Origin of the sequence: Lentimicrobium saccharophilum (genome assembly GCF_001192835.1) — a bacterium.
GTDB classification, from domain to species: domain Bacteria; phylum Bacteroidota; class Bacteroidia; order Bacteroidales; family Lentimicrobiaceae; genus Lentimicrobium; species Lentimicrobium saccharophilum.
Genome location: NZ_DF968182.1, coordinates 885,779 through 899,245 on the forward strand (window position 1 = coordinate 885,779; position 13,467 = coordinate 899,245).

The 13,467-nt window shown below is 45.4% G+C and carries 13 protein-coding genes; 9 read left to right on the forward strand and 4 right to left on the reverse strand.

What is annotated here, in order from left to right; genetic code table 11:
- The first annotated feature begins 142 nt into the window (after positions 1 to 142).
- From TBC1_RS03160 to TBC1_RS03175, 4 genes are all read left to right on the forward strand, one after another.
- Entirely contained in the window at positions 143 to 901 is a 759-nt protein-coding gene (locus TBC1_RS03160) for an SDR family oxidoreductase (RefSeq protein ID WP_062038409.1), read from the forward strand.
- Positions 902 to 1,012: 111 nt separating this feature from the next.
- Positions 1,013 to 2,782 (forward strand): AMP-dependent synthetase/ligase, encoded by a 1,770-nt coding sequence (locus TBC1_RS03165; protein WP_062038412.1) that lies wholly within the window; start codon positions 1,013 to 1,015, stop codon positions 2,780 to 2,782.
- Between the two features lie 15 nt (positions 2,783 to 2,797).
- Complete coding sequence (locus TBC1_RS03170; RefSeq protein WP_062038415.1) at positions 2,798 to 4,579, forward strand: AMP-dependent synthetase/ligase; 1,782 nt, start codon at positions 2,798 to 2,800, stop codon at positions 4,577 to 4,579.
- 35 nt (positions 4,580 to 4,614) lie between these two features.
- Entirely contained in the window at positions 4,615 to 6,459 is a 1,845-nt protein-coding gene (locus TBC1_RS03175) for an AMP-dependent synthetase/ligase (RefSeq protein ID WP_062038417.1), read from the forward strand.
- A gap of 166 nt (positions 6,460 to 6,625) precedes the next feature.
- On the opposite strand, the gene holA is transcribed toward TBC1_RS03175, so the two are convergent.
- Together holA and TBC1_RS03185 are read right to left on the reverse strand one after the other, a co-directional pair.
- Positions 6,626 to 7,630: a DNA polymerase III subunit delta gene (gene holA / locus TBC1_RS03180; protein WP_062038420.1), complete on the reverse strand. Its 1,005-nt coding sequence runs from the start codon at positions 7,628 to 7,630 to the stop codon at positions 6,626 to 6,628.
- 12 nt (positions 7,631 to 7,642) lie between these two features.
- The gene (locus TBC1_RS03185; RefSeq protein ID WP_062038423.1) at positions 7,643 to 8,413 is read right to left on the reverse strand and encodes an AMP nucleosidase; all 771 of its coding nucleotides are present in this window, start codon (positions 8,411 to 8,413) and stop codon (positions 7,643 to 7,645) included.
- Positions 8,414 to 8,517: 104 nt separating this feature from the next.
- Between TBC1_RS03185 and TBC1_RS03190 the strand changes: the two genes are divergently transcribed.
- Positions 8,518 to 8,985 carry a type I restriction enzyme HsdR N-terminal domain-containing protein gene (locus TBC1_RS03190; RefSeq protein ID WP_172668812.1) on the forward strand — a complete coding sequence of 156 codons (468 nt, stop codon included), beginning with the start codon at positions 8,518 to 8,520 and terminating at the stop codon, positions 8,983 to 8,985.
- A gap of 20 nt (positions 8,986 to 9,005) precedes the next feature.
- On the opposite strand, the gene TBC1_RS03195 is transcribed toward TBC1_RS03190, so the two are convergent.
- Positions 9,006 to 9,713 carry a DUF434 domain-containing protein gene (locus TBC1_RS03195; protein ID WP_062038429.1) on the reverse strand — a complete coding sequence of 236 codons (708 nt, stop codon included), beginning with the start codon at positions 9,711 to 9,713 and terminating at the stop codon, positions 9,006 to 9,008.
- 72 nt (positions 9,714 to 9,785) lie between these two features.
- Here TBC1_RS03195 and TBC1_RS17385 point away from each other — a divergent pair, with 72 nt between their 5' ends.
- A complete protein-coding gene (locus TBC1_RS17385; protein ID WP_082189590.1) occupies positions 9,786 to 9,938 on the forward strand; it encodes a YqaE/Pmp3 family membrane protein in 153 nt (50 codons plus the stop codon).
- A gap of 148 nt (positions 9,939 to 10,086) precedes the next feature.
- On the opposite strand, the gene TBC1_RS03200 is transcribed toward TBC1_RS17385, so the two are convergent.
- Complete coding sequence (locus TBC1_RS03200) at positions 10,087 to 11,064, reverse strand: tetratricopeptide repeat protein (RefSeq protein WP_062038432.1); 978 nt, start codon at positions 11,062 to 11,064, stop codon at positions 10,087 to 10,089.
- Between the two features lie 346 nt (positions 11,065 to 11,410).
- On the opposite strand from TBC1_RS03200, the gene TBC1_RS03205 reads away from it, so the two are divergent.
- The 3 genes from TBC1_RS03205 to TBC1_RS03215 are packed head-to-tail and all read left to right on the forward strand — an operon-like array spanning position 11,411 to position 13,445.
- Positions 11,411 to 12,010, forward strand: a complete 600-nt coding sequence (locus tag TBC1_RS03205) for a hypothetical protein (protein WP_062038435.1) — start codon at positions 11,411 to 11,413, stop codon at positions 12,008 to 12,010.
- Between the two features lie 11 nt (positions 12,011 to 12,021).
- Entirely contained in the window at positions 12,022 to 12,915 is an 894-nt protein-coding gene (locus TBC1_RS03210) for a DUF3822 family protein (protein WP_062038438.1), read from the forward strand.
- The gene (locus TBC1_RS03215; RefSeq protein WP_062038441.1) at positions 12,903 to 13,445 is read left to right on the forward strand and encodes an RsmD family RNA methyltransferase; all 543 of its coding nucleotides are present in this window, start codon (positions 12,903 to 12,905) and stop codon (positions 13,443 to 13,445) included. The genes TBC1_RS03210 and TBC1_RS03215 overlap by 13 nt, the downstream gene beginning before the upstream one ends.
- Positions 13,446 to 13,467: the final 22 nt, after the last annotated feature.

Consider the following 13,467-nt stretch of genomic DNA (forward strand, 5'->3'; position numbering starts at 1 on the left):
AGTTTTTCAGATTCCGGGACAGTCAATTGTTAATTTTCTTAAAAAAGTTGTTTGTCTTATTATTTATTATTCCATACTTTTACCCTTCGGAGGGACTGACTCCTGCATTCTGAATTTTTACGGGAGATCATGACGAGCATTTATGGGTAAAATTGTATTTATTACCGGCGCCAGCAGTGGTATCGGCCGGTCATGTGCCAGCCGTTTTGCTGAATCAGGTTACGATCTGGTTATTTCGGGCCGGAGAATAGAGAAACTGCAGTCAATTGCATCGGAATTGGCTGTCAGGTTTAAAGTCGTGGTTATTCCCCTGCAGCTCGATGTAAGCCGACAGGAAGAAATAAACCGTTCACTAGCCTCTCTGCCCGAAGAATTCAGGATTCCGGATATTCTTATCAACAATGCCGGCCTGGCCCTTGGACTTGAACCTTTTCATAAAGGGAATATTGAACAATGGGATCAGATGATCGACACCAATGTCAAAGGTCTTGTATACCTCAGCAGGGCTCTGGCGCCTGCGATGGTCAGCCGGGGCAGCGGGCACATCATCAACATCGGATCAATAGCCGGGCGTGAGGTTTATCCTAACGGAAATATTTACTGTGCAACCAAAGCGGCTGTCGACAGCATTACAAAAGCCATGCGCATCGACCTGTTGCCATATGGTATTAAGGTGAGTCAGATCGCTCCCGGAGCTGCCGAAACGGAGTTTTCCACCGTTCGGTTCAGCGGTGATGAAATCCTTGCACAAGCAGTATACGAAGGATTCGAACCGCTTCGTCCCGAAGATATTGCCGAAGCCGTGTACTATGTTGCAAGTCAGCCGCCGCATGTAAATATTAACGATCTGCTCATTATGCCGGCAGCCCAGGCGGCGGCCGGAATAATTCACAGGAAATGACTTTCTGGAGATTGACTATACCAAATAAAGCACGCATTTTCGTTTCGAATATTAATTTATCGAAGTTCACCAGGGTAATCATATGAATATTCATTTCTAAAACTGAGCGAAATGACGACCATCACCAGAATTTTCGATCTTTTACCGAATTATGTGGCTTCCTATAAGCCAAAGGATGATGCACTTGCCTGCAAGGAGGATGGAGTCTGGAAGAAGTATAGTATAGAACAATACATCCGCATGGCGGATGATCTGACCTATGGCTTACTTTCACTTGGTGTGAAAAAGGGCGATACCATCGCTACAATTACCAATAACAGGCCTGAATGGAATTTTCTGGATATGGCCATCATGCAGGCGGGAGCTATTCATATCCCGGTTTATCCTACGATCAGTCCTGCGGATTATCAGTATATTTTCAATCATGCCAGCATCAAATTCGTATTTGTTTCCGGTGATGAGCTGTCAAGAAAAATAAAGGAAGTGTCGGCTAACTGTCCTTCGGTTGAGGAGGTTTTTACCTTCAAACATCGGGAGGGTTTCCGGAATCTGTATGATCTGGTTGGAATTGGTCAGGCCGGCCCTATGCCGGAACAGGTTCAGGCTATCAAGGACAGCATTCAGGGAGACGATCTTGCAACGATTATTTACACTTCCGGCACTACCGGCAATCCCAAGGGAGTAATGCTTTCGCATACGAATATTATTTCCAATTTCATTGCTGTTTCTTATATCCCGACTTTTGGAGAGGAGGGCAAGGCACTGAGTTTTCTGCCATTGTGCCATGTTTATGAGCGAATGCTCAACTACCTTTACCAGTACCTTGGCATTTCGGTTTATTATGCCGAGAGTCTGGCAACGATTACCGATAATATCAAGGAGATTCATCCGGACATGATGTGTTGTGTACCCCGTTTACTTGAAAAAATTTATGATAAAATTCAGGCAAGCGGACGTAAACTGAAAGGGGTGAAACGGATGATCTTTTTCTGGGCGGTTGATCTTGCGCTTCATTACGATGTTCAGGGTAACAACAATGCCTGGTACATGTTAAGGCACCGTATTGCCGACAAACTGATATACAGCAAGTGGCGCGAAGCATTGGGCGGGAACTTCAAGATTATCGTGTCGGGAGGTGCATCCATTCAGCCGAGGCTTGTGAAAACATTCAGGGCCGCCGGTTTGCCGATCTATGAGGGTTACGGACTTACGGAAACCTCTCCTGTAATAGCGGTAACCAGCACCGACAGTAATGGAATCAAGATCGGTACGGTAGGGCCTCCGCTCAGGGGTGTAGAGGTTATGATAGCCGAAGACGGGGAAATTCTGGCCCGCGGGCCTAATATCATGCTGGGCTATTACAAAGATCCTGAACTCACCGCGCAGGTCATTGATCAGGATGGATGGTTTCATACAGGAGATATAGGTCAGTTTGAGCCGGAAGGACAACTGCGGATCACAGGCCGGAAAAAGGAAATTTTCAAGACCTCGCTTGGCAAGTATATTGCTCCGGAGCTGCTTGAAAACAAAATTAAAGAATCGCCGTTTATTGATAATATCATGGTAGTGGGTGAGAATCAGAAGTTTGCTGCCGCGTTGGTGGTTCCGGATTTTAACCACCTGAGATCATGGTGCAGGATTAAAGAAATTGAATACACTACGGACGAGGAAATGGTGGCATTGCCAAGGATAAGGCAAAGGCTGCTTAAGGTGATTGACAAGTACAATACGGAGTTTGGAAGCACGGAGCAAATCAAGAAAATTGACATTATGAGCAGCGAATGGTCAACGGCCAGTGGGGAACTCACCCCGACACTCAAACTCAGGCGCTCATTTATTGCAAAAAAGTATCAAACCAGGATAGAAAAACTATTTGCCTAAACAAACCGACAGCGTATGACAAAAGTTTCCCGTTTGTTCGATCTTTTGCCACACTATTCAGAAGTCTATCAGCCTAAGGATGATGTCATTGCCGGAAAGGAAGACGGAATCTGGCGGAAATATTCCATTACCGAGTACCGCCGCATTGCTGACGCCATCAGTTATGCCTTGCTTTACTCGGGAATCGGGAAAGGAGATATGGTGGCCACCATTATGCCCAGCAGACCGGAATGGAATTTTATTGATATGGGCATTATGCAGGCAGGTGCGGTGCATGTCCCGATTTATCCGACCATCAGTGAGTCAGATTATAAGTATATCCTGAGTCATGCCGGGATTAAGATGCTGTTTATTTCCGGGAAGGATATATACAGGAAGATTGAACATATTATTCCTGAAGTGCAGAGCCTGACTGCGGTATATTCGGTTAAAGAAGTTAACGGGTTGCGCCTGTTGGATGATTTTATAACTATGGGGCTTGAACATCCTGCGGTGGAGGCTTTGTCAGATATCAAAAAAACGATAAGGCCTGACGACCTGGCAACACTTATCTATACCTCCGGCACTACCGGAAATCCTAAAGGGGTAATGCTTTCGCATGACAATATTCTTAGCAATGTGATAGCAGTTTCTCACATACCTCCGGTAGGTGAAAATGGGAAAGCTGTAAGTTATCTGCCGCTCTGTCATGTGTATGAACGCATGCTTAACTATATGTACCAGTATCTGGGAATATCGGTTTATTATGCCGAGAATGTGGCTTCCATTGCCGAGAATATGCGCGAAGTGAAACCAGATATACTTTCTACCGTTCCCCGCCTGCTTGAGAAGATTTACGATAAAATCATCATGAATGGCAGGAAACTCGGCGGTATCAAAAAGATTATCTTTTTCTGGGCTGTGAACCTGGGTCTTAAATATGAACTCTACGGAGCCAATGGGTGGTATTATGAACTGAAGCTAAAACTGGCCAATAAGCTTGTTTTCAGCAAATGGAGGGCAGCCCTGGGTAACAACATGAAAGTCATAGTGTCAGGAGGTGCTGCCCTGCAACCAAGGCTTTCGAGGGTCTTCTGGGCTGCGGGCATTCCCGTACTGGAAGGTTATGGCCTTACGGAAACCTCTCCGGTTATTGCTGTAAGTGATTTCAGCGAACAGGGCATAAGTTTCGGAACCGTGGGGCGGGTGCTGAAAGGCGTGGAGGTGATGATTGCCAACGATGGTGAAATTCTGGCAAAAGGCCGGAATATCATGATGGGCTATTACAAAGAAGACGAACTTACAAAGTCGGCCATCGATCCGGAAGGTTGGTTTCATACCGGCGATATCGGGAAAATTGAACCTGAGGGTCACCTGAGGATAACCGGACGAAAGAAGGAAATTTTCAAGACCTCACTCGGGAAATACATCAGCCCCGAGCAACTGGAAAACAAGTTCAAGGAATCTCCCTTCATTGATACATTGATGGTGTTGGGAGAAAACCAGAAATTTGCAGCAGCACTGATCGTCCCTGATTTCAATCACCTTAAAAGCTGGTGTGCCATCAAGGAAGTGCCTTATACCACCGATGCGGAAATGGTTAATCTGCCCCGTATCAGGAAACGGTTTCAGGTTGAAATTGACAAGTACAATAAGTTTTTCGGGGCAACTGAGCAGGTTAAGCGCTTCGAACTCCTTGATAAGGAATGGACTGTTGATACCGGAGAACTTACAGCCTCGCTTAAACTGCGGCGCGGTTATATCTCGGAAAAATACAGTGAGCGGATTCAGAAGATTTTTGACATAGAAGAAGCGTAAGCCGTTAATAATTTAACCGGTTAATTTTAGTGCGGATGGAAATGGTGACCCGCATATTTGATCTTCTTCATCTATACCGGGGAACGTATGCCGGTAAAGAAGATGTATTTGCCTCGAAATCCCAGGGGAAATGGGTTAATATTTCTGCTTCGGGCTACATCAAACAAGCTGATTGTGTCAGTTACGCGCTTATGGCGCTTGGAATTTGTCCGGGTGACAGGGTTGCTACTATTATGGGCAACAGTCCTTTATGGAATTTTCTGGATATGGGCATTCTTCAGACCGGTGGTGTGCATGTGCCGGTTTATCCTACTTTAAGTATTGAAAATTATCGATTTATTTTTAGGGATGCGAGGGTAAGGGTCTTGTTTATCGGTTGCCGGGCTGCCTATCAGCGGATCAAACCTGTTTTGAATGAACTGCCCGATCTCCAGGCTTATTTTGTACTCGAAAAGCAGAAAGGACTGAAAGATTGGTCAGACCTGATAAGACTTGGCAGAAAAAATTCCAATAAGGAATTGCTTGGGTCAATCCGGTCAGCAATAAGGCCGGAGGATCTTGCCACCCTGATCTATACTTCCGGAACAACGGGCAGACCTAAGGGAGTGATGCTTTCTCATTTCAATATGGTAAGTAATTTCACTGCCGTAAGCCAGATACTGGATGGCAGGGAGGTTAACCGGGCATTGAGTTTCCTGCCGCTCTGTCATGTTTATGAGCGGATGCTCAACTACATGTATCAGTATATGGGAATTTCGGTTTACTATGCTGAAAGCCTTGACCGCTTGCGTGAGAACATGCGTGAAGTAAGACCTGAAATGTTTTGTGCTGTACCCAGGGTAATTGAAAAGAGTTATGCCACCATTCTCAGAAAAGGTCGAAACCTGAAGGGAATACAAAAACTCATTTTCTTTTGGGCACTCAACCTCGGACACCGGTTCGATTTCCATCTTACCCGCAGGTGGGCCTTCCGTTTGAAGCTGCTTCTTGCCGACCGGCTTGTATTCCGCCATTGGCGACGGGCATTTGGTGACAGGTTAAAAATCATCGTTTCAGGGGGAGCACCCCTTCACCCAAAACTGGCAAGGGTTTTCTGGGCCGCCGGAATTCAGGTAATCGAAGGGTACGGGCTTACGGAAACTTCTCCGGTAATTGCCGTGGGTACCTTTGAGCAGGGAGGAGTCAGATTCGGTACGGTGGGCCGGCCTTTGCCGGGGGTGGAACTGAAACTGGCTGAGGATGGCGAAATTCTGGTTAAAGGTCCTAATGTGATGATGGGTTATTATAACCGGCCCGACCGCAATGCGGAGGTTTTTGATGAAGAGGGGTGGTTCCATACCGGTGATATCGGAGAACTTGTAAACGGACAGTATCTGAAGATCACCGACCGTAAGAAGGAAATATTCAAAACCTCATTGGGAAAATATATTGCCCCTCAGGTGATTGAAAACCGGATCAAAGAATCTCCTTTTATCGAAAGTGCGATGGTTATCGGGGAGAATCGTAATTATCCATCAGCACTGATTGTGCCCAATTTTGAATATCTCCGTTCGTGGTGCGAGGCCAAGGGCATTGAATACAGCACAAATGCTGAAATGTCGAAAACTGAACTGGTGATTCAGAGAATTCAGCGTGAAATCAACGAACTGAATGAAACCCTGGATCATACCTGGCAGGTGAGAAAGTTCATCCTGATGGAAAAAGAATGGTCGGTAGAGTCGGGAGAACTCTCGCCTACCCTGAAGGTGAGAAGAACCTATATGCAGGAAAAGTATGCCGCACTTATCGCCGGTATGTATGGAGAGCAGATCAATTATCAGCCGCGGCGCCGTGGCAGGAAAGAAAAAAAAACGGGGAAAGGATTTATCCGTAAGAAATAGGCTGTGTTTCACGGCTTCCTGTTAGCCTCCTTCCCGGCAATTTCACTCCATAAGAATTCCGTTAAAACTAAGGCAGTCTCAGAATCTCTTTTGCCGATAAGGGGTAACCATAATTATATTCATTTATTATACCCGTTTTTCCGGCACCCCAGTGGTTCTGGCCCTGTTAATGCAGAATCTTGTATATGAGTTCTTTCGTTAATTCTCCGTCGGTAGCTGAACCTGCATCAACGCCCTTGCTTTTAAGGTCATATTCCCTGAGCAGGCCGATAATCTCTACGACCTTTCCAGGGCTGTAACAGCGAACGGCAGTCTTGTAGTCATTCAGAAAATATGCCTGAACACCCAATACCGATGCGGCCTCAGCATCAGATTTACTTCTGACTGAATGATAGAGCAGCACCTTTGAAAAAAAGTGAAACAACAGGATCACATTTTTTATCAGGGGATTCTCCTTTGGATTTGAAGCAAAGTAGGCGATGATCCGGTTTGCTTTAGGGATATTTCTGTTAACCAGCGCTTTCTGCAACTCGAAAAAATTATAGTCTTTACTGATGCCGATGTTGTCTTCAACCAGTTTTTCCGTGATCAGACTTCCTTTGGGCAGATTGATATATAATTTGCCAAGTTCATTCGATACTTTGCTCAGGTCATTGCCCAGGGCGTCGGAGATCATACTTGAAGCTTTTGGGCTGATGGAGTAGCCGCTGGTTTCAACCTGTGCCACGATCCAGCCCGGAATCTTTTCCTCATAAATTCTGGCTGAATCAAAAACCACCCCTTTTTTATCAATTAGTTTATAGATAGACTTTCGTTTGTCGAATTTTTTGTATTTGTAGCAAAGAACCAGGATGGTGGTATTCAGTGGTTTCTCGATGTATGGTATCAGGTCGTCGAGGGTTTTTATTTCCTGAGCTTCTTTAACGATGACAACCTGGTGGCTCGACATCATCGGATAGCGCTTGGCGTGGTCAAGGATGATACTTGCATTCACATCGCGGCCGTAAAGAATTGTCTGGTTAAATTCCTTTTCAATGTCACTGAGCACTTCCCGTTCAATGGCATCGCTTATCAGGTCAATAAAATAGGGCTCTTCGCCGCTCAGCAGATACACAGGATAATAAATCCGCTTTTTCAGGTCAGACAGGATACGGTTGAAATCAGTGGTCATGAGATGATTTGATCAGAAACGAAGGTGCTTTACCGTTAAACCTCTATTGATAAGTTGCTTGAGGGATTCAATGCCGATTTTAAGGTGGATTTCAACAAACTCCTCTGTAACGTGCCTGTCGCTTTCCTCGGTTTTAACACCCGAAGAGATCATTGGCTGATCCGATACCAGCAAAAGGGCCCCTGTGGGGATTTCATTGAAAAACCCAACACTGAATATTGTTGCGGTTTCCATATCAATGGCCATGGCCCTGATTGAACGAAGGTATTCTTTAAAAACATCATCATGCTCCCAAACCCGCCGGTTGGTGGTGTATACTGTTCCGGTCCAGTAGTCCCGGTTGAAATCCCGGATGGTTGTGGATATGGCTTTCTGCAGGCTGAAGGCCGGCAGGGCAGGCACCTCATGAGGGAAATAATCATCGGAGGTTCCTTCGCCGCGGATAGCAGCGATGGGTAGTATGAGGTCGCCGAGTTCCGCCCTGTGTTTGAGGCCACCGCATTTGCCGAGAAACAAAACGGCCTGGGGCCTGATGCTTCCGAGCAGGTCCATTATGGTCGCTGCATTGGCACTTCCCATGCCGAAATTGATCATGGTGATATCTCCGGCCGTTGCACTCGGCATGGCCCTGTTTACGCCCCTAATTTCAACATTGTTCCAGTGGGCAAAAAGTTCAAGGTAATGGCTGAAGTTTGTCAGCAATATATACCCGCCAAACTCCTGAAGAGAAGTGCCTGTATATCTCGGGAGCCAGTTCTCTGTGATTTCCTGTTTGGTTTTCATGCCCGGCCTGTCATTTAAGTGCTTTGAACAAATAACTTATTTTATTGCAAATGTAAGGTTTTTGATATAATGTTGCAGTTATAATGCAATACAGACCCTCAACCATGCAACCGCTGAATTTTCCGGGTTACAAATTCAGGATCAGAGAAACATCTCAGCGACGTGAGATTTTTGACCCTTTGCGCAGACGATTTGTAGCCCTTACCCCTGAAGAGTGGGTCCGGCAGCACCTCATTCAGTATCTCTGTATTGACAGGAAAGTACCCGAACACATGGTCGCATCTGAGCGTGGTCTCAGGGTAAACCGTATGCCTCGCCGTTTTGATCTGCTGGTATTTGCGCCTGACGGACGTCCGGTGATGATTGCAGAATGCAAGGCTCCCAAGGTTCCGCTAACCGAAGAGGTTTTTTTTCAGGCATCTGCATATAATCTGGCATTGAAGGTTGATTATTTGTTAATTACCAATGGGATAGAGCATTATTGCGCAAAAGTGAACTACCAGGATAAGCAGCTGGATTTTTGCAGTGATATCCCGGAGTATGCTGTTTTGTGCGGTAATAACCTTTTATAATGACCGGTTCTGATACTTTTTCAGGTGGCAGGAGGAATCTGTGGAAACTGCGTTGAAGCACAGATGTTTCTGAGGTCCTGAAATACAGGATTGAAATTGTTTTCCAGGATGTATTTCGCCAGATCAAAAACCGGCAATTGCGCGCGGTCGATAATAGCCGAATCTGCGGTACAGATTATCCCTTCAGTAGCCGAAGTAAGTTCTGCATCTGCCTTGTCTGTCATCAGTATACGGCAATTGACGGATGCATGGCCGGATAATTCATCGGCAACCGATGCCAATTGGTCGGCCCGGTTAATCTGATTATCAGCATAAAAAATTATGCCTGCGGGTCGGAAACTTTCGAGTGTTTTAAAAACCAGCTCAACTGATCTGAGAAACAAATGCTCAGGAATCTTTTTTCCATGAAATCCTGATGCATCCCTTAAAACACCATCGCAGGAAATAAAGACCCTTTTACCGGTTAGGTAACTTACGATGATCAGGCATTGGTTAAAATAGTCAACATGGAAAAGGCTCCCTGCCGGCGGCAGACCGCAAAGCTTTGCCAGTCTGTTCTGTGCAGTTTCAGGCAGGGTGATCCCCCGGAAAAGCATCGTTCTTTCTGCGGCATCAAGTTGATATCTGTCACAGATCAGCTTCAAAACGCTTTTTGCAGGATATTTTCTTGCGCGGAAATCCAGGTAATCCCTGATGGCATCACAAAAGTGAACCGAAAACTTGTCCATATCCCCAAACTTACAAAATATACATAAGATTTTCGGGCAATATCATTATTTTTGACCAAAATTAAGGTTGATATGTCCATTCTCCGCGTTCTGCTGGCCATTATTTTTCCTCCCCTTGCCGTGCTGGATAAAGGGTGCGGCTCATTTCTCATTGTTTTTATACTTACCCTTGCCGGTTGGATTCCAGGGGTTATTGCCGCGCTCATTATTCTCAATAAGCGCTAACTGGCCATAATCAGTATTGCCTGGATTTTTTTCCGTTGCCCGGCATTAAGTTAACCTTTGGTACAAGTAAAAAAAACAGCTGAACAATGTTGTTTTTGTTCAGCTGCTTTTGATCACCCTTTCAGGGTTATTTCAGAACCTGAGGCTATCAGCTGCACTTCAGGACAGTCTTAATCTGGTAGTTGGCAGATTCGGCCAGGGGGCCGACAGCGGCCTTTTTGAAAGAAGCACAGGCATCTCCGGTTGACCCTTTTCCTGCCTGGGCCATACCGATCTCAAAATGGAATCTGGCTTGCTTGGCGGGAGTATTTTCTTCAAGTGCCATTCCTTTTTCTGCAGTGGCTATGGCATCATCCCAACGCGAGAGTTTGTTGTAAGCTACAGCGAAAAGGTAAAATGCTTCAGGATTGCTTTCGGAGTATTTAACCGATTCATTCAGCATTTCTACCGTGGCATTGAAATCATTTTTCTTGAAAGCGGCATTGGCGTCAACAATCAGATTGTCGCTCATAAATTTACGGGCCTGCTCTACGGTTTTTGAGTCATTGGTTTTTAAACCAGCTTCGATGGCAGCATCCATGGCAGCTTTCATCTCATCATTCTTGTTCTGCTTGTTGTAAACAAGTCCTTTGCTGAGGTGAGCACCGGCAAAATCCGGGTCATAACCCAATGCTTTTTCAAAACTTTCCAGCGCTTCAATGTATTTGCCTGCCTTGTATTCATTATTGCCTTTTACACGGTATAACTTGGGCAGAAGGTCATCGGCTTTTGCCTGAATGCCGTTATCGCCGAACTCAACTGCATAGTTGTGCGCAAGTTCAAAGTTGGTGATGGCTTCATCAATTTTTTTCTCCTTATACAATGCAGTCGCATGATTGTATTGAAGAACCGGAACCTGTTGCCTTGAAAGCGTTAGAATTTCCTGAGCCTCAGGTCCTGCTTTTTCCGCAATCGAAGCTGCCTGCAACAATGCTTCAACTGCTTTGGGAAGGTCGGATGCGGCAAGTTCCACACCACGGTTATAGGCATTGGTTGCATCTTCGATGGATTGGGCAGTAGCCAGGTTTAAACTAAGCGTGAGCGCAACAACAGCAACAAAGGCCTTTAACATTTTTCCTTTTTTCATTTGTATTCTGGTTTGGTTAAAAATTACACTTGCCGGCAAATATAACTAATTACATGCCAAACATTGTATATAAGTTTCATAAAAAATGATAAATGCAGTCATTAATACAATTGCATTCAAAAGGATATTCAATAATATCGCGGCATATCTTTTAAGTCCGGATTGAATTGAGCGAATGAGAGATTGTAACCGGTGAATTAATCTGATCTGCAGGGAATAATCAGTCAATAAGCGTTCGTAATTCCCTGTATCGGTTAACGTTGCAAGGCATGAATAAAAATCCGGTTTAGGGATTGAACAATCAAATTTTATTATACATTTGCAATGCGAAAAAATTTTATTTCTTATGAAAAGTACTGTTATCAAGGTTGTTTTGGCGATAGTAGTCATTGTTCTGGCTTATCTGCTTTATGCTTCCATTATGAAGCCCATCAGGTTTCAGGAGGAACTCAATGCCCGCAATTCCCAGATAGTTGCGAAATTAAAGGACATCAGGACTGCGCAGACCTTTTACAAGCAGTTCAACAACGCTTATACAAGCAGTTTTGACACTCTATTTGAGTTTCTGAGAACGGGGCAGATTCCGGTTGTTAAAATGGTTGCTGATCCCAATGACACCACGTTTACCAAAACCATCAATGACACCATCGGGTTTATAGGGATTGCCGACTCATTGTATTCCAAGCGGGTAAACTTTGTGCTGGAAGACCTTGCTTTAATTCCGCATTCAGAAGGCCGGAAATTCGAAATAAGTACAGCTAAAGTGGATAAAGGAGGTGTGATTGTTCCGGTAATGGAGATTCTGGTGCCTTATGAGTATTACCTTTTTGATCTTGATAAACAGGACGTAATCAACCTTGCCGAGCAACAGAAAACCATGAACAGATATCCGGGAATCAAAATGGGGTCGCTCACTGAAGCAACCACCGACGGTAACTGGGAGTAGATTTGTTAAATATGCCCGGTGAATATCAGACGCAGCTCAGCGTTTACGACCGTCTATTTGATCCGGCATTATCAGAAGAATTTTACCTGTCCATCCGGATTGAGCCGGATGGACTTTCTTTTTCCGTTTACTCGCCGGTTCATAACCAGTATATCGGGCTCGAATCTTTAACCTTTCCTGATTCGGTCCGCATTAAGGACGGGCCCATGGCCGGTATCCTTTACAGCGATTATCTGAACCGGCTTTTAACTACCCATCCGGTGCTTACCAGAAGTTACCGAAAGGTATGCACCATTTTCCACAGCCGCTTTTTTACCCTTATCCCGGGTCCTTTGTTTAACGATAGCCTGAGAGGTGCTTACCTGCAGTTTGTTCACAAAATCGGAGCAGATTCACAGATTCTGGTTCAGAAACTCAGATCCGCTGATATACGTCTGGTTTACGGCATTTACCGGGGATTGCTGCATGAGGTTGAATCACGGTTTCCGGACACCCTGATGGTCCATGAGACAGGGGCTCTGCTTGACTCACTGCTCCCGAGGTTTAAACGCACCGAAGCACCTGAACTTATCTTTGTTAATATTGAATTCGACGCTGCTGGGATTATTGTTCTAAGGGGCGGACTGCCGGTTTTCTGCAATGCATTTGAATGCCGCACGTACGAGGATACTGTTTACTTTATTATGTTTGTCATGGAACAACTGGCACTGAATCCTGAGAAAACGCCGCTGTTTCTGTCAGGGAAAGCCGGTAAGGATGACGCACTCTTCAGGCTGGTTGCAAAGTATGTAAAAAATGTTGACATACTTGAACAATCAGGACCTCACATCGGGGGTTATGTTACCGTTCAATCTAAAACTCACCGCTATTACACCCTTTTGAGCCCCTCGCTATGCGAATCATAAGCGGAACCCATAAAAGCAGGCAAATCCATGCCCCCCGCAACCTGCCTGTAAGGCCGACCACTGACCTAGCCAAAGAGGCGCTGTTTAATATTCTCGTGAATCATTTCGACCTGGAGGATGTAACGGTGCTTGACCTTTTTGCCGGAACAGGGAATATCACCTATGAATTTGCCAGCAGGGGAGCCAGGGGCGTGACAAGCATTGATCTTGAACTGAGATGCGTAAACTTCATCAGAAAAACAGTAACGGACCTTGGCTTCGAGGCAGTGCTTTCATTCAGGTCGGATGCCTTCAGATTCTTGCGTAACTGCGATACCCGTTATGATATTATCTTCTGTGACCCGCCTTACGAGCTGCAGGGGGTTGAAGAGATCCCCCTCACAGTAATGAAGCGAACCCTGCTGAAACCCGGTGGCTGGCTGGTTGTTGAACACTCGCGCGAATACAACTTCGAAGGTTTTGAAGGGTTTTTACAAAAACGGAAGTACGGGAAGGTTAATTTCAGCATCTTCAGCCAGCCGGAAGCCTGAATTTTCGTTTCAGACTGATCAT